Source organism: Nocardia terrae, from assembly GCF_009760405.1.
Lineage (GTDB): Bacteria > Actinomycetota > Actinomycetes > Mycobacteriales > Mycobacteriaceae > Nocardia > Nocardia terrae.
The window spans coordinates 1-21,506 of the sequence record NZ_WRPP01000010.1 but is presented as its reverse complement, the minus strand read 5'-3'; the positions used below and the strand labels follow the sequence as shown (position 1 = coordinate 21,506).

Genomic DNA, 21,506 nt, shown 5'->3' with positions numbered 1-21,506 from the left:
CCCGGGCTCAGGCCAGTCCGTGCTCGTGGGCGAACACGACGATCTGGACGCGGTCGCGCAGGCCCAGTTTGCGGAGGATGGCGCCCACGTGGGTTTTCACCGTGGATTCGCTCGCGAAGATCAGACCGGCGATCTCCTGGTTGGAGTTGCCCTTCGCCACGGCGGCGAAGACTTCGCGCTCCTTATCGGTGAGCGTGGCATATTCGGCGGGAACGGGGGTTTGGGTGCGGAAACGGCCGTCGAGCAGGGTGGCCAGGTCGGTGGGCGCGAGGACGGCATTGCCGCTGTGCACGGTGCGGATCGCCTCGCACAGCATGACCGGGGTGGTGTCCTTGAGCAGAAACCCGCTGGCGCCGTAGCGGATCGCGGTGGCCGCGCGGTCGTCGAGGTTGAAGGTGGTCAGCACCAGCACGCGCAGCGGCTTGGTGCGGCGGGCGGCGCGGTCGGGGGCGAAGAGCTGGCGGGTGGCCTCGACGCCGTCGAGTTCGGGCATGCGCAGATCCATGAGCACCACGTCGGGGTCGAGAGTGTCGACCTGGTTCAGCGCCTCGAAACCGTCGGCGGCCTGGCCCACCACCCGCATGCCCGGCTGCGCGTCGATGATCACCGCGACGCCGGTGCGGAACAGCTCCTGGTCGTCGACCAGCAGCACCCGGATGTCGTCGGTGTCGTTCACGCGACGAGCCTACGCACGGGGATCCACGCGATCACGGAGAAGGTGGACGGTTCGTGCGTGTCCTCGCGCCGGATCTCCAGGCGGCCGCCGACGGATTCCACCCGCCGGCGCATGCCGTCGAGTCCGCTTCCACCCGAGCCGGTTTCCGGCTCCGCTACCGCGTTGACAGTCCGGATGCGCAATTCCCCGGCCCACTCCACCTCGACCACGACCGGTGACTCGCGGCTGCCGTGCCGGATCGCGTTGGTGAGCATCTCCTGAACCACCCGGTAGGCGACGGTGGCCAGATCCGGCGGCAGGGTCCGCGCGGGGCCCGTCTCGTCGAAGGAGATCTCGTACCCGCCCGCGCGCACCCCTTCGACCAAGGTGCGCAGCTCACCCGGCCCGGTGTCAGGAGCGTCGTTCGCGGTGAGCACCTGCCGGACATCGCGCAGCGAGGCGCGGGCCAGCGTCGCGATGTTCGCCAGCGAATCCCGCAGCGCGGCACCGTCGTCCGCGCCGAGGAACTGCGCCGATTCCGCCTGCGCCAGTATCACGGCCAGCGAATGCCCGACCACATCGTGCACGTCGCGGGCCAGCTGCGCCTGCTCCTCACGCAGCCGGGCGATCTCCCTGGCCTGTTCCCGCTCGCGATGCGCCTGCTCGGTCTCGGCCTCGGCCGCCCGCTGGGAAGCCAGCGACGCGTCTGCGCGATCGGCCGAACGGCGCAGCGCCAGCCCGGCCAGCCACGCCCCGCCCAACAACGTGATGAACAGCAGGGCCGAATAGGAGCCGAGACTCCAGACCGCCAGCACCCCGATGACCGCGGCCGCCAGCGCACCCGCCATCGAGGTGCCGAGGCGACCCCAGCGAGTCCCGGCGAACAGCACCGCCGCCAGCGCGACCTCGGCATACAGCAGCGGTGCGGCGGTGATCGCGTGGTATCCGAGCAGCAACCACACCAGCGCCACCGCGACACCCGGCCATCGCCGGCACAGTCCGACCGCGACCGCGGTCATCACCACGATCGGTATCAGCGTCCCCCGATTGGGAAACACGTTGGCGTGGATGCTGATCAGCGCCTCCGCGACCCCGACGAGCGCGACGGCCAGCGCGGCCGAACCCGCGAGGATCCGGCCGCGCCGATCGACCCGACTGGGATTCACTGGGCCTCCTGCCCGGGGTACGGCACACGTCCGGGAACCATCGAACCACGGTTCCCGCCGATGGCCGCGTAGGTAACCACCGTCACTGTTCACCCTCCACATCCTGCGGTTGTGCGACGACCGCCCCTGGAGCGGCCGATCTCACTGTCGCTGACACACAGCTATCGCCGCCTCCGCCTCGAGTACCGATGTCCTGGCCGCGGGTACCGATTCGAGTGACGTTCCGGCTACACCCGCTGCACCGCTCTGACCAGCATCGTTGCCGGATTGCCCGAATCTCTGGAGTATCGAAGGAGATCGACCGATGGTGGTCGAGAAGTGTTGGGGCAGGGTGGCCGACGGTGTCCACGTGGTGAAACTCGATGGGCCACCGCGTGTGTCGCTCTTGCGCCAAGAGGCCGGGACAGCACACAGTGAAATGGTCGCGTCGCCTCAGTGAGCGAATTCACGGCTACCGTCGTGGGCGGGCCCGATGCCCGTCTCGCTCCGCGCCCGGCACCGATCCACATGGATTTCGGCACGGAAGGATCGAAGGCGATGACAGACCTGATGATTGACCCGGCGGCCGCCCGGACCCAGTTCGCCCGGCCCGCGTCCACCCCCGCACCCGAGCCCGAACGACGGGCGCACTCCGCCGCCGCGGCGATGTGGCACGAGGCGAAGACCGTCCTGGTGACCAGAACCACCGGTCCGCGGCAGCTGGTCACCGTGCCCCGGCTGGTGGTGCCGATCGGCGACAACGGCCTCGCCTTCCGCACCTCCTCGTACTCCGTCGAGGCCGAGCAGCTCGCCCACGACGGCCGAGTGCTGGTGCAGCCCGGCGATTGGCGCGGCAATCCGGTGCTCGGGACCAGGCAGCTGCAGGGCGTCGCGCGCCTGGTGAGCGCGGGCACCTTCGTGCCGCGCGTCCAAGCCGAGATCGAGGCCAAGTACCGGTGGCGGACCTCCCTGGCGCGCATGGCGCATCGCATGGCCAACGGTTCGGCCCCGTACGGCAATCTCGTCGTGCTGGTGACGGTGTTCGAACCCGGCCCGCTCGCCCTGCCCTACTGACGCTGCGCCGCCGCCGGTTTCACCACCGACCAGTGCGCCACCGGGAGCTGCGGCCGCCACGCGGTGAACCCGCCCAGCGGCTCGCCGCGGTAGATCTGGAAGCGGCGCAGCGCACCACCGTGCAGCCCGGACAGGCGCAGCAGCAACGCCTCCGATTCCGCGGTCACCGCGCTGGCCACCAGCCGCCCGCCCGGGCGCAGTGCCCGCCAGCAGGCGTCGAACATGCCGTCCTGGGTGAGCCCGCCGCCGAGGAAGATCGCGTCCGGCGCCGGGACCCCGGCGAACGACTCCGGCGCGGCGCCGAGCACCTCGATCTGCGGAACACCCAGACCGGAGGCGTTGGCGGCGATCTGGTCGCGGCGGCTGTCCATGCGTTCGAAAGCGACGGCGCGGCAGGCCGGATGCGTGCGGCACCATTCGATGGCGACGGTGCCCGAGCCGCCGCCCACATCCCACAGCAGCTCGCCGGGCGCGGGGGCCAGCGCCGACAGCGTGAGCGCGCGCACCTCGGCCTTGGTGAGCTGGCCGTCGCCGCCGTAGGCGGTATCGGGCAGCCCGGGGATGCGGGTCAGGCGCGGGGCGGCCGGATCGGCGACGCATTCGATGGCGACGATGTTCAGCGCGTCGCCGGCCAGGTGATCCCACTTCGCGGCGGTGCCGCTGAGAACCCGCTCACCCGGCCCGCCCAGCTGTTCCAGCACGGTGAGCGCCGATTGACCGAAACCATTGTGCGCCAACAGGTCGGCGACCTGAACGGGCGTCTGCTCGTCGGAGCTGAGCACGAGAATCCGGCGCCCGTCCGATAATTCGGGCAGCACCGTCTCCACCCGCCGCCCGACCGCGCTCACCACCGGCGTCTCGTTGAGCGCCCACCCCAGCCGTGCGCAGGCCAGCGACACCGACGAGGGTTGCGGCAGCACCCGCAGGGCTTGCGTGCCAACGAGTTTGGTCAAGGTCACCCCGATGCCGAAGAACATCGGGTCGCCGCTGGCCAGCACGACGACGCGCCGCCCGGCATGCTCGGCGAGCAGACCCGGCAGCGCGGGCACCAGCGGCGACGGCCACGACACCCGCAACGCCCCGGTCTGGTCCTGCGGGATCAGCGCCAATTGCCGTGTGGAGCCCAGCAATACCGCGCACGCCGCGATCTCCCGCCGGGCCGGGCCGCCCAGGCCGTCCCAGCCGTCGGCTCCGATCCCGACGACCACCAGCGGCCGATCCGGCCCGAATCCGAGGCCCGGCGGGACCGCACTCATCGGCGCGCCCGCCGCCACAGCACGTACGGGGTGAACCGCATGGCGATGAACAGCAGCCGAATCCGGCGCGGCACATCGACACTGCGCGCCCGCCGATACAGTCCGGCCACCACGGCGTCGGCGACCGAATCGGGGGTGCTGGACATGATGGCCGGTTTCATGCCCGCCGTCATGCGCCCGATCACGAAGCCCGACCGCACCATCAGCAGGTGAACTCCGCTGTCCTCCAACGCCATCTGCAGTCCGCAGGCGAATCCGTCCAGGCCCGCCTTGGCCGAGCCGTACACGTAGTTGGCGCGCCGCACCCGCACGCCCGCGATGGAACTGAACACCACGATCTGGCCGTCACCCTGCTCGCGCAGCAGGTTCGCCAGACTGGTCAGCACGCTCACCTGGGCGACGTAGTCGGTGGTCACGATCTCGACCGCGTGCGCCGGATCCTGCTCGGCGCGAGCCTGATCGCCGAGGATGCCGAACGCCACCACCGCCACGCCGATGCGCCCGTGCTCGGCCACGATCTTCTCCAGCAGCGGCTGGTGACCGGCCATGTCGTCGGCGTCGAACTCCACGCAGTGCACCGCCGCCGCCTCGGCGATCAGTAACTCCTTGGTCTGTTTCTGTAACTGGTCGCTGCGGCGCGCCGCCAGAATCACCACCCGGCCGGGCGACAGCCGCCGCGCCACCTCCAGCCCGATCTCACTGCGCCCACCCAGCACCAGCACGACGCCCTTGTCGACGTCCCGCGATCCGAAACCCATGGCCCACAGTTTGCCACCACGGCACTGCTGTCCGGTGCGCCCGACTCCGATTGCTAGCGTCGAATCATGACCAGCACCGCCGCGCGCCCCCAACTCTCCCCCGCCGCCACCGACTTCGTCACCGAGCGACACCTGGCCACCCTCACCACCCTGCGCGCCAACGGCACCCCGCATGTCGTAGCGGTCGGTTTCACTTGGGATCCAGAGGCCGGTATCGCCCGCATCATCACCAACGACGGCTCGGTCAAGGTCAACAACGTGCGCCGGTCCGGATACGCCGCGGTCTCCCAGGTCGACGGCCCCCGCTGGCTCACCCTCGAGGGCCCCGCCACCGTCCTCGACGACCCGGCCGCCGTCGCCGACGCGGTCGACCGCTACGCCGGACGCTACCGCCAGCCCCGCGAGAACCCCACCCGCGTCGTGATCGCCATCGAAGTCCGGCGCGTGCTCGCCAGCAGCGTCTTCAAAACCGACGCCCCGAACGGCGACTGACCCTCTCACTCGATAGGCGTCGCGGCGGTTCGCGGCGGCAACCACTCGCGACCGGTTGTCCGCCGACTCGCGAAAAGTTCTGCCGAGCCATCGATGTCACGGCAGGCCCGGGAACCGGATCCACCCGGCCAGGTCGTCGGCGAAGACGGTCATGGGTTCGTTCGGGCACGAGGATCGACGGGTGCCACGTGATTGTGCCCAGCCGGGCACGCCAGCTGCGATGGCGGACCGATTAGTTTGCGGCGCACGGAACGTCACCTCTCTGGAGTGCGTACGAGAGGGAGGACCATGACCACACTTCGAGAGGTGTTGCAGGCACACGTCGATGGCGGCGGTATCCCGGGCGCGGTGGGGCTGCTCGCGCGTGGTGATCGTGTCGAGATCGCGGCTGTCGGGCTGGCACACGCCGGTGGCACAACGGCGATGGCCGAGGATTCGCTGTTCCGGTGGGCGTCGATCACCAAGCCGGTGACGGCGGCGGCCGTGCTGATGTTGGTCGAGGACGGAGTGCTCGGGCTGCACGATCCGATCGCGCCCTGGCTGCCCGAGCTGGCGCATCCGATGGTGGTGCGACGCCCCGGCGGGCCGATCGACGAGGTGGTGCCCGCACATCGTCCGATCACCGTGTTCGATCTGCTCAGCTCGCAGGCGGGGTACGGGTGGGCTTCCGATTTCTCGCTGCCCGCCGTGCAGGCGCTGTTCCCGGTGCAGCGTGACGGGCGTGAAGTGCAGAGCTATCCGGGCATGGACGAATGGCTGGCCGAGCTCGCCGCGGTGCCGATGCTGGCCCAGCCGGGCACCGCGTGGCTCTACGACACCTGCTCGGTGCTGCAGGGTGCGCTCATCGTCCGCGCCACCGGACGCAGCCTGCCCGACGTCCTCGCCGAGCGTGTCTTCGAGCCACTCGGCATGTCCGACACCGGATTCCACGTCCTGGCATCCGAACGCGACCGCTTCACCAGCTACTACCGCCGCGCAGCGAACGGTCTCGTGCTCGCCGACGCTCCGGACGGCCAGTGGAGCACCGTGCCCGCCTTCCCGCTGGGCAGCGGTGGTCTGGTGGGCACAGCCCGGGACTGGCTGCGTTTCGCCCGGATGCTGCTCGCCGACGGTGTCACACCGGACGGCCGGAAACTGCTGTCGGCCAACTCGGTTCGCCTCATGACCACCGACCACACCACGCCGGCGACCCGCGTGCACTCCGAGCTGTTCCTGGAAGGACAGGGCTGGGGCTGCGGCGGCTCGGTCGATATCGCGCAGATCGAGCCGTGGAACGTCCCCGGCCGCTACGGCTGGGTCGGCGGCACCGGAACCAGTGCCCACCTCATACCGGCCACCGGCACCGTCGCCATCCTGTTCACCCAGGTCGGCATGGACAGTCCGGTCCCGGACCCGACCATGCGCGACTTCTGGCGCTATGCGGCCACTTTGGACGCGAGCGCCTGAATCCCACGCCGACCCCGGAGTCCGTCCGGCCGGTGCGGCCGAAACCACGCCGGGCCAGCGGGGTTAGGCACGTCAGCCCAGACCGAGCCAGCGAAGCCATGCACGGTCAGCCCAGGCCGGGGCAGCGAAGCCATGCACGGTCAGCCCAGGCCGGGGCAGCGAAGCCATGCACGGTCAGCCCAGGCCGGGGCTACGGAGCCGGGCACGTCAGCCCAGGGCGGGGTAGCGGAGCCGGGCGGGTCAGGACAGGGCGGGGTAGCGGAGCCGGGCGGGGTAGGACAGGACGGCTCGGACGGGTCAGCCCAGGCGGGTCAGTCCGTGCGGCCGCTTGTTCATCGACTCGCAGCCGTCCTCGGTGACGATGACGATGTCCTCGATGCGCGCGCCCCAGTTCCCGGGGAAGTAGATGCCCGGCTCGATGCTGAAGGCCATGCCCGGTGCGAGCACGTCGTCGTTGCCCGCGACGATGTAAGGCTCCTCGTGCACCGACAGTCCGATGCCGTGACCGGTACGGTGCACGAAGTAGTCGCCGAGACCGGCGGCCACGAGCACGTCGCGGGCGGCGGCGTCGATGGATTCGGCGGTGACACCCGGGCGGACGGCGGCGACCGCGGCGGCCTGAGCGCGTTCCAGCTCCGCGAACTGGGCGGCGACCTCCTCGCCGGGCTCGCCCAGCACGTAGGTGCGGGTGGAGTCGGAGAAGTAGCCGGGCTCGACCGGGCCGCCGATATCGATCACCACCACGTCACCGGGTTCGATCACCCGGTCCGACACCAGGTGGTGCGGGTCCGCGCCGTGCGGGCCGCTGCCCACGATGACGAAATCGGCCTCGGTGTGCCCCTCTTCGACAATGGCGGCGGCGATGTCGGCGCCCACCTCGGCCTCGGTGCGACCCGCCCGCAGGAACTCACCCATCCGGGCATGCACGCGGTCGATGGCCGCGCCCGCGCGCCGCAGCGCCTCGATCTCGCTGGCATCCTTCAGCATTCGCAGCTCCCGCAGCAGCGGGGTCGCCGAAACCGGCAGCGAGCCAAACTGATCGGCGATCGGCAGCAGGTGCAGCGCGGGCATCACATCGGTGACCGCCACGCGCGCACCGGCATTGAGCACGTTCTTCACGATCCGGTACGGGTCCACCCCGTCGACCCAGTCCACGATCTGCAACCCGAGCTCCCCCGCGGCCGACCCCTTCAGCGAGGCCAGCTCCAGCTTCGGGATCACCACCGACGGCGTCTCCCCGCTCGCCGGGATCACCAGACACGTCAGCCGCTCGAACGACTGCGCCCGCGACCCCAACAAGAAGCGCAGGTCAGGCCCCGGAGTAATGAGTAACGCGTCCAGATGGGCACCGCGCGCCAACTCCGCCGCCCGCTCCAACCGTGCCCCGTAGACCCCCGCCGCGAACCGTGACTCGTCATGAGAGCTCATGCCCACCGACGCTACTCCCCAACCCCCGCCACTCTCCAGCCACCGACGAACTTCGCACCCCGCAGATCCGCCACCACTCCCGTACCGCAGGCCGACCTCACTGCGCCCCAAAACCTTTCGACCAGCCGATTCACGAACTGTGGCCTTCACCGCATCGGTACACTCCGGCGAGCCCGCCGTCAGGCAATCACCCGGCGGAGACCTCGTCCGCGACTCGGCGGAGCACGATCCGATCCCGGAGGCACCACCATCCGGACGGTTCTGCCGCCCGCGGCCGAATGATCCGACTACAGAGGACCCGTCGCCGCTGTGCGCCGTGGTGTCGGAGCGGGGCGGTAGGCGTACCTCCGTATTCGCTCCGGCCATGCGCGGGATCGAGGACGGCTACGCCGACCGTGCCTAGTAGGGTCGTGCGCTATGAGCAACCCTGCCGCCGGTCCGCTGTTGCTGCTCGATGGGGCCAGCCTGTGGTTCCGGGCGTTCTATGCGATCCCGGAGAAGATCACCGCACCCGACGGGCGGCCGGTCAATGCGCTGCGCGGGTTCACCGATATGGTTGCGGCGCTGGTCAAGCAGCATGCGCCGAGTCGGTTGGTGGTGTGCCTGGATCTGGATTGGCGGCCGCGGTACCGGGTGGATCTGGTGCCCTCGTACAAGGCGCATCGGGTGGCCGAAAGTGGCGAGGTGGTCGACGGGGTCGAGGCCGAGGAAGTGCCGGACACGTTGACGCCGCAGGTCGACATGATCATGGAGGTGCTGGAGGCGGCCGGCATCGCGACCGCGGGGGCCGAGGGGCTCGAGGCCGATGACGTGCTCGGCACGCTCGCCACCCGCGAGGGCACCCACGAGGTGATCGTGGTCAGCGGCGACCGGGATCTGCTGCAGCTGGTGCGCGATACGCCGACGCCGCCGGTGCGGGTCTTCTACGTGGGCCGCGGACTGTCGAAGGCCGAGCTGTGGGGCCCGGCCGAGGTGTCGGCGAAATACGGTGTGCCGGAACAGAACGCGGGCCCCGCCTACGCCGATATGGCCACCCTGCGCGGCGATGCCTCCGACGGCCTGCCCGGTGTCGCGGGCATCGGCGACAAGTCCGCGGCCCAGCTCATCTCCAAGTTCGGCTCGGTGGAGGCCCTGCGGGCCGCGGCCGCCGACCCGCACTCCGATCTCGCGAAGGGCGTGCGCGCCAAACTCGTTGCCGCCGATGACTATCTGAAGGCGGCCGCCCCGGTGGTGCGCGTCGTCCGTGATGCCGACGTCGCGTTCTCCGGCCCGGACCTGCTACCCGCCGCTCCGGCCGATCCGGATCGCTTGGCGCGGTTGGCCGTTGCCTACAACGCCGAGAACCCGGTCAAGCGCCTCGTCACCGCGATGGCCAAACGCTGAACCGCCGCACGGGAATCAGTGCGGCGCGGTCATCGGCCAGGTTTCGGGGTTCCCGTTCAGGTCGGAGATGACGACCTCGCCGAAGTAATCGCCCGGCTCGGATACCTTGCGCAGCGTGATGTGGGTCGGCTTGTTCTCCTCGTGGCCACCCGCGCACGAGGGCGAGCACACGACGCGATACTCGGTCCCGTCGCCCTCGGCCGTGTCGGGTCCCCAGCTGGTCCAGGTGATGTCCTTGACCGTCACGGTTCCGTCGCCGCAGGCGATCAGCAGCCGCGACGGCTCGATGACGGCGTGGTAGCTGGTGCAATCGTTGACGACGGGCGTCGCCGTTCCATCGGCACTGACGACGGGAGCGAATCCGACCGCGCCGACCGCCAGGGCGGCCATGGTCACGCCCAAACGCGCGGTTGATCTGATGTTTTTCATCGGGACCCCCCGGTCCTCCGGCTTACTCGACCCCGCCCACTGTACTCGTCCCACCCCGGTGGCCAACCCACAGCAATCGCGCGAGCCCGGCCGCGATCTCCCCGATCGCGTCCGGGCTCAACGCAGTTGCCCCGAAAAGCCGCCGCGAATCAGCTCGGGCGGCCGACCTCGTAGGTCCCATCGCTCTTGGTGATCTTGATGGTGACCTTCTTGTTCTCGCCGCCCACCTTGAGCGTGCAGTCGAAGGTCTTGTCCACCTCGACCTTCTGCCCCGACGGGCAGCTCACGTTCTGCACGTCGTCGATGCCGTAGGAATCCTTGAGCACCTTCGTGACACCGGACTGGACGGCGGAATTGTCCAGCTGGTCCTTGCTCACCAGCCACGCGATTCCGCCACCGGCCGCGGCCAGAATCACGACAAGAACCGCGAGACCGATGTACAGGCCGGTCCGCTTCTTCTTGGCGGGAGCGAGCGTCTGTCCCGGCTGCGGCCACTGCTGACCGGACTGCTGGCTCCAATCCGGCTGTCCGGGCTGACCCTGCTGCGGCCACTGCGGCTGACTCTGCCCCCACTGCTGCACCGGCTGCTGCGGCTGGCTCTGTCCCCACGGCTGTTGCACGGGCTGCTGCGGCTGCGACTGTCCCCAGGGCTGCTGCGGCTGGCTCTGCCCCCACGGCTGCTGCGCCGGCTGCTGGGGCTGCGACTGCGACGGGTCGCCCCACTGCGTGGTCGGCTGCGCGGGCTGCTGACCACCCCATTGCTGAGTCGGTCCGGCGCCGGGCGCGGGCTGCTGTCCGCTCCACTGCTGCGTCGGATCGTTGCCTCCCCCTTGGCCAGGGGCGTCATTCGGTCCGTACGGGCCGCTCATTTGCTTGCCTCCAATAGCAATCCGTTGTCCTCACGCTAGCCCCCCGAGCGGGAACACGCGCGTGCTCCCGCTGCGGTCGGTACACCCAAGAATCAAAGCACAACCGTTTCTACTACGCCGCGTCCACGGCCACGACACCCCGACGGATCGCCCGCACCGCCTTGCTCGCGGTAGCCGCCACCTCGACATCGTCGGCGGTGCTGTGAATCTGGTCCAGCAGGTCGATGACCTGGCGGCACCAGCGCACGAAATCGCCCGCCGAGAGCGGGTTTCCGCGATCCCCGCTGGCGAGCAGGGCGTCGGCAAGGTCGTCGCCGCGCGCCCAGGTGTAGACGCCCGTGACGAAACCGAGGTCGGGTTCCCGGGTGGGCTGCAACCGATGCCGCGACTCGTCGGCGCGCAGCTGCGACCACACCCCGATGGTGGCGTCCACGGCCCGCCGGATGGGCGCGGTCGGGCCGGAAGCCCCGAGGTAGCCGCCCTCCTGCCGGGATTCGTACACCAGGATCGACACCACCGCGGCCAGCTCGGCCGGGCCGAGCCCGCGCCACAGCCCCTGCCGAAGGGCTTCGGCCACAACCAGATCCGCCTCGGCGTAGATGCGCGCCAACCGGCGGCCGTCCTGGGTGACCTCACCGTCGGCGACGTATCCGCGTTCCTCGAGCAGCCCGAGGATCCGGTCGAAGGTGCGCGCCAGCGAGTTGGTGGTGGCCGCGACCTGCTGCCGCAGGTTCTCGGTCTCCCGCTCGACCCGGTTGTAGCGTTCGCCGATGCGCGCCAGTTGCTCTCGATCCGGGCGCGAGTGCGCCGGATGGTTGCGCAGCGCCCGGCGCAGGGTTTGCAGATCGCGGTCGTCGGCGGCCTTGGACTTACCGCCCTGGCGTCCGCGCCGCGGCATGGTGATGCCGGTGCTGCGCAGCGCCGAGGCCAGATCACGCCGCACCCGCGCGGTGCGATGGTCCACGTGCTTGGGCAGGCGCAACCGGCCCAGCGATTCGGCCGGCGTCGGGAAGTCCGCCGCCGAGATGCGCCCCGCCCACTTGTCCTCGGTGAGGACCAGTGGGCGCGGATCACCCGGCGTCTGATCGGGTTCCAGGATCACGGCCAGACCCTGACGGCGACCGGACGGAATCGCGACCACGTCACCACGGCGCAGCGCCGTCAGTGCCGCCACGGCCGCCTGCCGGCGATCGGTGCGGCCCTGCCGTTCCAGGTGGCGTTCGCGTTCCCGAATGCGTTCGCGCAGTTGGATGTACTCGAAGAAGCTCTCGTCACCGAGCTGGGAGCGCAGCTTGCGCAGCTGGGATTCGTTGCGTTCGATGCCGCGCACCAGCCCCACGACCGATCGGTCGGCCTGGAACTGGGCGAAGGACCGCTCCAGCAGCGCCCGCGATTCCACCGCACCCATGCGATCGACCAGGTTGATCGACATGTTGTAGCCGGGCCGGAACGAGGACCGCAGCGGATAGGTCCGCGTCGAGGCCAGACCCGCCACCGCGCTGGTGTCGACCTCCGGCTGCCACAACACCACCGCATGGCCCTCGATATCGATGCCGCGCCGCCCCGCACGCCCGGTGAGCTGTGTGTACTCCCCCGGCGTCAGCTCGGCGTGGCTCTCGCCGTTGAACTTCACCAGGCGCTCGAGCACTACCGTGCGCGCGGGCATATTGATGCCCAGAGCCAGTGTCTCCGTGGCGAATACGGCCCGCACCAGCCCGCGCACGAACAGTTCCTCGACCGTGTGCCGGAAGGCGGGCAGCATCCCGGCGTGGTGGGCGGCGAACCCGCGGTGCAGCGCCTCGCGCCACTCCCAGTACCCGAGCACCTCGAGATCACTGCGCGGCAGATCCCCGGTGTGCTTCTCGATGATGGCATCGATCTGCTCGCGATCCTCGTCCCGCGACAGGTCCAGCCGCGAGCGCACGCATTGAGCCAGCGCCCCATCACAACCCGCGCGGCTGAAGATGAACGTGATCGCGGGCAGCAGCCCCTCGTCATCGAGTCTCGCGATCACCTCCGGACGCGGCATGGGCCGGAACGAGCGCCGCGGACCACCGCGCCCACGCCCCGGGACCGCCCAGTTGTCCATGCGGTCGGCCTGTTCCCGGTGCTTGATGTAGCGCTGCAGATCCTCGTCCACCACGATCTTGGCGTCGCTGGATTTGGAGTCGAACAGGTCGAACATGCGCTTGCCGACCATGACGTGCTGCCACAGCGGCACCGGCCGGGTCTCGTCGACGATGACCGCGGTGTCACCACGCACGGTCTCCATCCACGCACCGAACTCCTCGGCATTGGAGACCGTCGCCGACAGGCTGACCAGCCGCACCTCCGGCGGCAGGTGCAGGATGACCTCTTCCCACACCGCGCCGCGGAAGCGGTCGGCCAGATAGTGCACCTCGTCCATGACGACATACGAAAGTCCGCGCAGCGCATCCGAACTCGCGTAGAGCATGTTGCGCAGCACCTCGGTGGTCATCACCACCACCGAGGCGTCGGGATTGATGGACTGGTCGCCGGTCAGCAAGCCGACCTCGTCGCGACCGTAACGTTCGGTGAGATCGGCGAACTTCTGATTCGACAGCGCCTTGATCGGCGTCGTGTAGAAGCACTTGCCGCCCGAGGCCAGCGCCAGATGGACGGCGAATTCGCCCACCACGGTCTTGCCCGCGCCGGTGGGCGCGCAGACGAGCACACTGTGCCCGCCCTCGAGCGCCTCACACGACTGCCGCTGGAACGGATCGAGCTCGAATTTCAGTTCGGCGGCGAATGCCGCCAGTTCGCCAGTAAGCGACCTTGATGTCACTTTTCAGAGAGTATCGGAGTAATCCGACACAGATCCCGTGGTTTTCTCCACCGGTGTGGCGGCCACCGGTTCGGCGGTCGGCACCGGGGTGGGGGCGTCGATGCCGCCGGGCGAGGTGTCCAGCGGGGACGCCTCGTCGTCGGCCAGGTTGTCCCAGGCCGCGGCGTTGCGGGCGCGTCGCCGGTCGTTGAGCCGCGCGACCTGCACCGCGATCTCGAACAGCAGCGTCAGCGCGAGCGCCAGCGACAGCATGGAGATCGGGTCCTGCGGGGTCACGATGGCCGCGAACACGAACAGGCCGAAGATCAGACCGCGCCGCCACTTGGTGAGCCGCGCGTACGTCAGCACCCCGAGGAAGTTCAAACCCACGATGAGCAAAGGGGTTTCGAAGCTCACACCGAAGATCACCAGCAGCTTGATGATGAAGCTGAAGTATTGCGCACCCGAGAGCGCGGTGATCTGGACGTTGTTGCCGATGGTCATCAGGAAGCTGAGCGCGTGGGCGACCACCCAGTACGCCAGCACCGCACCGGTGATGAACAGCGCCGCACCCGCCGCGACGAAGGAGATCGCGTACTTGCGCTCCTTCGCGTACAGGCCCGGGGTGATGAAGGCCCACAGCTGATACAGCCAGAACGGGCTGGCCACAACCACACCCGCGGTCGTACCGACCTTCAAGCGCAGGGTGAACTGCTCGAACGGGGCGGTCGCCAGCAGTCGGCAGGCGCCGTCGGTACTGAGATTCGCGCGCGAGGAGGCGGGCAGATCACAGTAGGGCCCGCGCAGGATCTCGCCGAGGCTCTCGATCCCGAAGAAGGAATGCGAGTACCAGAAGAACCCGAACAGGGTGCCGACCGCGACCCAGGCGATGGCGATGAGCAATCGCCTGCGGAGCTCGGAGAGATGCTCCACCAGCGACATGGTGCCGTCGGGGTTCGTGCGGCGCTTGCTGCGCCGGGGATCGAACGGGATGCGAATGCGCATGTGTGTGTGACTGCCTCCGCCTTGCGGCCGACAAACCGGAGCCTTGCGGCCGACCCGGACCCGGACAACGACTTACCCGGGATGAGATTCACTCATCCCGGACAAAACGATGGCCTCAGGCCTTCTGCTGGTCGTTCGGCTGCGGCGCGGGCGCGGGCTGCACCGGCTGGGCCGGGGGCAGCTGCGCGGGCTGCTGGACCGGCTGAGCCGGCTGCGCCTGCGCCTCGGGAGCGGCCTCGCCCGTCTTGCCCTCGTTCTGCATCTGGCTGACCTCGGTCTTGAAGATGCGCATCGAGCGGCCCAGCGAGCGGGCGGCGTCGGGCATGCGCTTCGAACCGAAGAACAGCAAGAAGATCAGCACAACGATCAGCAAGTGCCACGGGCTGATGGCGCCTGTCATTCCATTACCTCCAAAGACTTGGTGAGTCCGATGCTACCGGACCCGCATATGGCGAACCTTGTTGTCAACCCTCGTTCGCCGCGCCGTCACGCGCGGCCTTCGTGAGCTGTTCCAGCAATTCCGGGCCTGACCAGGTACGCCGGTCGCCGTTCTCCGCAGCTGTCACGAGATCGATCAGCTTCTGGTTCACCGGCGTGGGTATTCCTACCATGGCGCCGAGGCTGACGATTTCTCCGCAGAGCCAAGGGATTTCGGTCTTACGCCCGGCGGCCAGGTCGTCGGCCATGGACGAGCGGGCCACCGGATCGACTGCCAGCACCTTTCCGGCAACCCTACGGAAGAGGCCGTCCGGCACGGTCAGCAGCCGGGCCATGACCTCCGGCGGCAGCGGGGTGAGCCGGGCCGGGCGGATGCGCGCGGCCTCCATGGCGGCCAGCGCCTCGCGCTGGGCCAGCGACAGGCAGCGGCGGTAGTCGCGGGTGCCGAGTTCCTCGCGCAGCGGGCGGCCCGACAGCGCGTTGATCGGGTTGTTCAGGTTGAGCAGCAGTTTCGCCCACTGGATGGGCAGCAGGTCCGGGTAGCGCTTGAAGCCGAGGCCGGACTTGCCGAAGATCGGCGCGAAGCGGTTGAGCACCGGATCGTCGGCGATGTCGACCGTGCCCGCGGTGCCGCGGTGGAACCGGCCCTGGCCGTGGTGGACCACATTGAACATGACCATGCCCGCCAGCACGACGCAGGTGGGCAGGATCTCCCGGATGACCGCGTCGTTGCCGATGCCGTTCTGCAGGCTGATCACCACGGTGCCCGGCTTCACCAGCGGGGCCAGTTCGGCCGCGGCGGTGGCGGTGGCCGCGGATTTCACCGTGATGAGCACCAGGTCGGCGTCGTCGGAAGGCTCGGTGGCCAGCCGGAATCCGCTCGGCTCGACGCGCTGGTCGTCACCATCGAGGTCGGTGAGCCGCAGCCCGAAGGTGCGCAGTTCGTCGAGTACGCGCGGGCGGCCGACGAACGTGACGTCCGCCCCCGCCGCGGCCAGGCGGCCGCCGACAAAGCATCCGATGCTGCCCGCCCCCAGCACCGTCACCCGGAAACTCAAGCGGGACCGACCCCCTCGAGACCGCTCGCGAACGCGTCGTCCTGCGCGGCCGTCGCATAGGCGGCCAGCGCCGAGCTCGAGCGTTCCCGCACCGCGGTGACCAGCTCGGCCGGCCCCAGCACCGTCACGCCCGCCCCGAAGCCCAGCAGCAGCCGGGCCATCCAGTCCAGGGTGGCGAAGCGCATGGTGGCCTCGACGCTGCCGTCGGGGTGGGTGGTGACCTTGTGCATCGGGTACTGCTCGAGCACCCAGGCGTAGTCGGGGCGAATCAGCAAGCGGGCCAGCGGGACCGCGGGATCGTCGACGAACAGGTCCAGGGCCGCAGTCTCGTCGGCGGCGGCTTCGGCGGGCGGGCGCGCGGGCTCGTCGAGTTCGTCGGCCTCCTCGATGCGGTCGAGGCGGAACAGCCGGACGCCCTCGGCTTGCCGGCACCATGCCTGCAGATAGCTGTTGTTGTCCACCAGCACGATTCGGATCGGGTCCACGACGCGCTCGGAGACCACATCGCGGCTCGCCGAGTAATAGACCAGGCGCAGGGCGTGACCATGCTCCAGGGCGGACCGGACGGTCGCCACAGCGGGAGCCTCCACCGGCACCGGCTGCGGCGGGCCCGCGAATTCCCGTCCGGAGATGGCGGATTCGATCTTCGCGATGGCCGCGTGTGCCGCACTCGGATCCACCATGCCGGGCAGATCGGCGATGGAACGCAGCGCCACCAGCAGGGCGGTCGCCTCGAGCGAGGTGAGCCGCAGCGGGCGGTCGATGCCCGCGGAGAAGGTGACCTCGATGCTCTCCTCGGAGAAGGACAGATCGATGAGGTCACCCGGCCCGTAACCGGGCAGGCCGCACATCCACAGCTGATTCAGGTCCGTCATCAGCTGTTTGGACGTCACGCCGAGTTCGGCGGCCGCCTCCGCCACGCTGATGCCGGGATTGGCCTGGAAGTACGGGACCATGTTCAGCAGCCGGGCCAACCGGGTCGAGAGCCGGGTCGTGGTGGCCGCGCCGCCCTTGCGGTCCTTCGCACCGTCCGAGGACCGTGCGCCGTCGGACGCGTTGTCTCCCCGGCGTTTCCGTGCCGTCGCCTCGCTCACGCTGCCACCTTTCCGCGCGACCGGGAGCTCTGCGTGGTTACGCAGGCAAGCGCAGGGAGGTGGAGCGACGCCTCCGGGCCTGACCCGTTCACGCACTGACCTCCGTTCGCTCCAGCACCGACTTCAGGCGCGCGATCACATTGTCGCGCAGGTCTTCCGGTGCAAGCACCAGGGCGTCCGCGCCGAGACCGGTGATGAGCCGGGCCAGCCAGTCGCGGGAACGGACGGGCACCTCGACGATCGAGCCCGGGCGTCCGCCCAGCACCCGGTCCTCCATGACGGGGCCCAGGCGACGGATCTCCTGGCCGCGACCCTCGGCGACCCACACCGTGGCCGAACCGCTGATCGGCGACTGCGCGGTGACCTCGCCGACGACGGACCGCAGGTCCAGGTCCTCGGGCTTGTGCACGGCATTGGCCGGGCCGTATTCGACGATGTCCTCGTCGATGCGGGAGATGCGGAACACGCGGCGGTCGTCGCGCATGTTGTCGTGCCCGACCAGATACCAGCGGCCGCCGTGGGTGACCACACCCCACGGCTGCACATCACGTTCGACCGGATCCCCGTGGGACTGACGGTGTTTGAACTTCACCGACCGTCCGGCATCGATGGCGGCCAGCAGCTTGCCCAGCACCGGTTCGGAGCCGCGGGTACGGGCCGGGACCGCGGGCACCGCCGACACCCCGGCGTCGGGCTCCACGTGAATTCCGGCCGCGCGCAGCTTGAGCAGCCCTCCCTCCGCGGCAGCCGCCAGCTCCGGGGACTCCCACAGCTGCACCGCCACCGCGACCGCGGCCGCTTCCCCGCTGGTCAGATCGATATCGGGCAGCTCGTAGGCATCCCGGTTGATGCGGTAGCCCTCGACGCTCGAATACCGGCTCACCGGACCGATTTCCAGCGGAATGCCCAGATCGCGCAGCTCGTTCTTGTCCCGTTCGAACATCCGGCTGAAGGCCTCGTCGCTCGCGGACTCCTCGTACCCGGCCACACTGTCGCGAATCCGCTCCGCGGTGAGGAACTGCCGGGTGGACAGCAGCGCGATAACCAGATTCATCAACCGCTCGACCTTGGATATCGCCACCCCGTAGAGAGTAATGGGCGCGTCGGCGAGATGGAGCATGGGCGGTCCCGTTTTCCCCCTAATGACCCCCATGCCGACCGATACAAACGTGGAACGGGCCGCGAACCCTGCGGTTCGCGGCCCGTTGCCGGGAGAATTCCCCGGGATCCAGGGGGTTCGGGGGCGAAGCCCCTGGGAGTCCCGGGCGTCGGCTCCGACTCACATCGAGGCGATCAGGCGATCCACTCGCTCGTCGACCGAACGGAACGGGTCCTTGCACAGGACCGTGCGCTGGGCCTGGTCATTGAGCTTCAAGTGGACCCAGTCCACCGTGAAGTCGCGACCGGCCTCCTGGGCGGCGGTGATGAAATCGCCGCGCAGTTTGGCCCGGGTGGTCTGCGGGGGCGTGGTGACCGCCGCGTCCACCGCCTCGTCCTCGGTGACCCGCTTGGCCAGACCCTTGCGGGCGAGCAGGTCGAAGACGCCGCGGCCGCGCTTGATGTCGTGGTAGGCCAGGTCCAGCTGGGCGATCTTGGGATCGGACAGCTCCATGTTGTAGCGGTCCTGGTAGCGCTGGAACAGCTTGCGCTTGATGATCCAGTCGATCTCGGTGTCCACCTTGGCGAAATCCTGCGCCTCGACGGCATCGAGGGTGCGACCCCAGAGGTCCACCACCGCATCGACCTGCGGGTCGCGGTCGCGGTTGCGCAGGTGCTCGACGGCGCGGGCGTAGTACTCGCGCTGGATGTCGAGGGCGCTGGCCTGACGGCCGCCCGCCAGCCGCACCGGACGACGGCCGGTGAGGTCGTGCGACACCTCGCGGATGGCGCGAATCGGGTTGTCCAGGGCGAAGTCTCGGAACGCGACGCCCGCTTCGATCATCTCCAGCACCAGCGAGGCCGTGCCCACCTTGAGCATGGTGGTGGTCTCGGCCATGTTCGAGTCGCCCACGATCACGTGCAGGCGCCGGTACTTCTCGGCGTCGGCGTGCGGCTCGTCACGGGTGTTGATGATCGGCCGCGAGCGGGTGGTCGCCGAGGAGACGCCCTCCCAAATGTGCTCGGCCCGCTGCGACAGGCAGAACGTGGCGGCCTTGGGCGTCTGCAGCACCTTGCCGGCACCGCAGATCAGCTGACGGGTAACCAGGAACGGCAGCAGCACATCCGAGATGCGGGAGAACTCGCCGGCGCGGACCACGAGGAAGTTCTCGTGGCAGCCGTAAGAGTTGCCCGCGGAGTCGGTGTTGTTCTTGAACAGGTAGATATCGCCGCCGATACCCTCCTCCGCCAGCCGCTGCTCGGCGTCTATGAGCAGATCCTCGAGGACCCGCTCACCGGCCCGATCGTGAGTGACCAGCTGCACCAAGCTGTCGCACTCGGCCGTCGCGTACTCCGGATGGGAACCGACATCGAGGTAGAGCCGGGCACCGTTGCGGAGGAACACGTTAGAACTACGGCCCCAAGAAACTACCCGGCGGAACAAGTACCGGGCCACCTCGTCAGGACTCAACCGTCGGTGACCGTGAAAGGTGCACGTCACCCCGAATTCGGTCTCGATCCCCATGATTCGTCGCTGCACCCTATCGACATTACAGCTCTGAAGTGCCCGGTAACCGGCTTGTCGGCCAGCTCGTGCAAACGTATTCACAACGATTTAGCACGGGATGCAACGTTCCACGCGCCCTACCCTGCGAAAAAGCAAGACTCCTTTGCACTCTGCTATTGAGAGTGCAAATCGGCCAGATCCCGAATAGCGGGATTTTCACGGCCCGCCGACGCCGGGATGGGCGGTATCGGCGCGAGTCTCGAAGCGTCAACCGCCGCAAGGAAACTGAGCGACCTCGCCGCGGTGAGGTTCACCTCGGCAGGTCTTCCTCCCCCGCCGATTCGATGATAACTTGACGAAGAATACATAAGTTACCCACGGGTAACATGAATCTTGTTGCCGCTCAGCGGCTTCTTGGGACGGGGGGCTGTGCCTTGAGCACTGCGACGATCGTGCTCGGGATCACCGGGGCCATCATCACCATCGTCAGCTGGGGATACTTCTTCACCGGGTTGACCCGGATGATTCGCGTCTTCCGGGCCGGGCAACCGGACGGGTCTCGGTTGCGGCCGGTACTGCCGCGGGTGCGGACCGTGGCCGTGGAGGTTGCGGCGCATACGCGGATGAACAAGTTCCGGACCGTGGGCTGGGCGCATTGGCTCGTCATGGTCGGGTTCCTCGTCGGCATGGTGTTCTACTTCGAGTCCTACGGGGAGACTTTCGATCCCGAGTTCGGGTGGCCGATCATCGGCGAGACCGCCGGCTATCGGCTGCTCGAGGAGTTCCTCGCGGTCACGACCGTCGTCGGGATCGTCGCGCTGATCGCGATCCGGCAGCTGAATCATCCGCGTCGCCCGGAGCGGCTCTCCCGGTTCGGCGGATCCAATTTCTTTGCGGCGTACCTGATCGAGCTGATCGTGCTCGCCCACGGCGTCAGCGACATGCTGCTCGAGGCGGGGAAAATCGCGACCTACGGTGGCGGGCGCGCGTGGACCGATCCGATCACCATGCAGCTGGCCCGGGTGATGCCTGCCAGCGTGGTCATGCTGTCGAGCCTCGCGCTGCTCAAGATGATCGCGGGGGCGGCGTTCCTCTACGTCATCGGGCGCTACCTCACCTGGGGTGTGGCCTGGCACCGGATTTCGGCGTTCTTCAACATCTACTTCAAGCGTGAGGACGACGGCGGGGTCGCGCTCGGGGCGGCCAAGCCGATGATGTCCGGCGGCCGGGTCCTCGAGATGGAGACCGCCGACCCCGACACCGACACTTTCGGGGTCGGCAAGGTCGAGGACTTCACCTGGAAAGCCCTGCTGGACTTCACGACTTGCACCGAGTGCGGCCGCTGCCAGTCGCAGTGCCCGGCCTGGAACACCGGAAAACCGTTGTCGCCCAAGCTGTTGATCATGTCCCTGCGCGACCACACGTATGCGAAGGCGCCCTATCTGCTCGCGGGCGGCAGCGAGGGCAAGCCGAATGAGCGTGCGCTGGCGAAGATTTCCGAGGCCGCGCGCGCCGAGGCCGAGCGGCCGCTGGTCGGCGGCGAGGACGTGGGCGGCGTCATCGACCCCGAGGTCCTGTGGAGCTGC

The 21,506-nt window shown here is 69.0% G+C and carries 18 protein-coding genes and 1 pseudogene; 5 read left to right on the top strand and 14 right to left on the bottom strand.

The features are described 5' to 3' along the window. Positions 1–7: 7 nt before the first annotated feature. Both GPX89_RS35815 and GPX89_RS35810 read right to left on the bottom strand, forming a co-directional pair. Entirely contained in the window at positions 8–676 is a 669-nt protein-coding gene (locus tag GPX89_RS35815) for a response regulator transcription factor (RefSeq protein WP_328602683.1), read from the bottom strand. Beyond that, positions 673–1,821: a sensor histidine kinase gene (locus tag GPX89_RS35810; protein ID WP_157392192.1), complete on the bottom strand. Its 1,149-nt coding sequence runs from the start codon at positions 1,819–1,821 to the stop codon at positions 673–675. Before GPX89_RS35810 ends, GPX89_RS35815 begins: the two co-directional genes overlap by 4 nt. 537 nt (positions 1,822–2,358) lie before the next feature. On the opposite strand from GPX89_RS35810, the gene GPX89_RS35805 reads away from it, so the two are divergent. After that, the gene (locus tag GPX89_RS35805; RefSeq protein ID WP_157392191.1) at positions 2,359–2,874 is read left to right on the top strand and encodes a hypothetical protein; all 516 of its coding nucleotides are present in this window, start codon (positions 2,359–2,361) and stop codon (positions 2,872–2,874) included. On the opposite strand, the gene cbiE is transcribed toward GPX89_RS35805, so the two are convergent. Beyond that, positions 2,868–4,130 (bottom strand): precorrin-6y C5,15-methyltransferase (decarboxylating) subunit CbiE, encoded by a 1,263-nt coding sequence (cbiE, locus tag GPX89_RS35800; RefSeq protein WP_157392190.1) that lies wholly within the window; start codon positions 4,128–4,130, stop codon positions 2,868–2,870. The two genes, GPX89_RS35805 and cbiE, sit on opposite strands and share 7 nt — an antisense overlap. Then, positions 4,127–4,888 carry an SDR family NAD(P)-dependent oxidoreductase gene (locus GPX89_RS35795; protein ID WP_157392189.1) on the bottom strand — a complete coding sequence of 254 codons (762 nt, stop codon included), beginning with the start codon at positions 4,886–4,888 and terminating at the stop codon, positions 4,127–4,129. The genes cbiE and GPX89_RS35795 overlap by 4 nt, the downstream gene beginning before the upstream one ends. A 66-nt stretch (positions 4,889–4,954) precedes the next feature. Between GPX89_RS35795 and GPX89_RS35790 the strand changes: the two genes are divergently transcribed. Both GPX89_RS35790 and GPX89_RS35785 read left to right on the top strand, forming a co-directional pair. Further along, the gene (locus GPX89_RS35790) at positions 4,955–5,380 is read left to right on the top strand and encodes a PPOX class F420-dependent oxidoreductase (RefSeq protein WP_157392188.1); all 426 of its coding nucleotides are present in this window, start codon (positions 4,955–4,957) and stop codon (positions 5,378–5,380) included. A 288-nt stretch (positions 5,381–5,668) separates the two neighbouring features. After that, complete coding sequence (locus GPX89_RS35785) at positions 5,669–6,826, top strand: serine hydrolase domain-containing protein (RefSeq protein WP_157392187.1); 1,158 nt, start codon at positions 5,669–5,671, stop codon at positions 6,824–6,826. A 297-nt stretch (positions 6,827–7,123) separates the two neighbouring features. Here GPX89_RS35785 and GPX89_RS35780 read toward each other — a convergent pair whose 3' ends face one another. Further along, positions 7,124–8,254 (bottom strand): M24 family metallopeptidase, encoded by a 1,131-nt coding sequence (locus tag GPX89_RS35780; protein ID WP_157392186.1) that lies wholly within the window; start codon positions 8,252–8,254, stop codon positions 7,124–7,126. Between the two features lie 417 nt (positions 8,255–8,671). On the opposite strand from GPX89_RS35780, the gene GPX89_RS35775 reads away from it, so the two are divergent. Next, positions 8,672–9,637: a 5'-3' exonuclease gene (locus GPX89_RS35775; protein WP_157392185.1), complete on the top strand. Its 966-nt coding sequence runs from the start codon at positions 8,672–8,674 to the stop codon at positions 9,635–9,637. A gap of 15 nt (positions 9,638–9,652) precedes the next feature. Here the strand turns inward: GPX89_RS35775 and GPX89_RS35770 are convergent, their stop codons facing one another. From GPX89_RS35770 to pafA, 9 genes are all read right to left on the bottom strand, one after another. Beyond that, a complete protein-coding gene (locus tag GPX89_RS35770; RefSeq protein WP_157392184.1) occupies positions 9,653–10,066 on the bottom strand; it encodes a hypothetical protein in 414 nt (137 codons plus the stop codon). A 149-nt stretch (positions 10,067–10,215) separates the two neighbouring features. Then, on the bottom strand, positions 10,216–10,935 hold the full coding sequence (locus tag GPX89_RS35765; RefSeq protein WP_157392183.1) for a DUF4333 domain-containing protein: 720 nt from the start codon (positions 10,933–10,935) through the stop codon (positions 10,216–10,218). Between the two features lie 112 nt (positions 10,936–11,047). Continuing rightward, on the bottom strand, positions 11,048–13,741 hold the full coding sequence (locus tag GPX89_RS35760) for a DEAD/DEAH box helicase (protein ID WP_328602682.1): 2,694 nt from the start codon (positions 13,739–13,741) through the stop codon (positions 11,048–11,050). 3 nt (positions 13,742–13,744) lie between these two features. Beyond that, positions 13,745–14,719 (bottom strand): twin-arginine translocase subunit TatC, encoded by a 975-nt coding sequence (gene tatC / locus GPX89_RS35755; RefSeq protein WP_328602730.1) that lies wholly within the window; start codon positions 14,717–14,719, stop codon positions 13,745–13,747. 121 nt (positions 14,720–14,840) lie between these two features. Further along, positions 14,841–15,125 (bottom strand): Sec-independent protein translocase subunit TatA, encoded by a 285-nt coding sequence (tatA, locus tag GPX89_RS35750; protein WP_157392181.1) that lies wholly within the window; start codon positions 15,123–15,125, stop codon positions 14,841–14,843. Positions 15,126–15,189: 64 nt separating this feature from the next. Then, a complete protein-coding gene (locus tag GPX89_RS35745; RefSeq protein ID WP_328602681.1) occupies positions 15,190–16,209 on the bottom strand; it encodes a 2-dehydropantoate 2-reductase in 1,020 nt (339 codons plus the stop codon). A gap of 8 nt (positions 16,210–16,217) precedes the next feature. Beyond that, positions 16,218–17,195, bottom strand: coding sequence for a helix-turn-helix transcriptional regulator (locus tag GPX89_RS35740; protein WP_268893429.1), 978 nt, complete (start codon positions 17,193–17,195; stop codon positions 16,218–16,220). Between the two features lie 208 nt (positions 17,196–17,403). After that, positions 17,404–18,396, bottom strand: a complete 993-nt coding sequence (locus tag GPX89_RS35735) for a helix-turn-helix transcriptional regulator (RefSeq protein ID WP_328602680.1) — start codon at positions 18,394–18,396, stop codon at positions 17,404–17,406. A gap of 198 nt (positions 18,397–18,594) precedes the next feature. Further along, positions 18,595–19,953 carry a Pup--protein ligase gene (pafA, locus tag GPX89_RS35730; RefSeq protein ID WP_187703011.1) on the bottom strand — a complete coding sequence of 453 codons (1,359 nt, stop codon included), beginning with the start codon at positions 19,951–19,953 and terminating at the stop codon, positions 18,595–18,597. 401 nt (positions 19,954–20,354) lie between these two features. Here pafA and GPX89_RS35725 point away from each other — a divergent pair. Next, positions 20,355–21,506: pseudogene (locus GPX89_RS35725) on the top strand (Fe-S oxidoreductase); the annotation flags it as partial.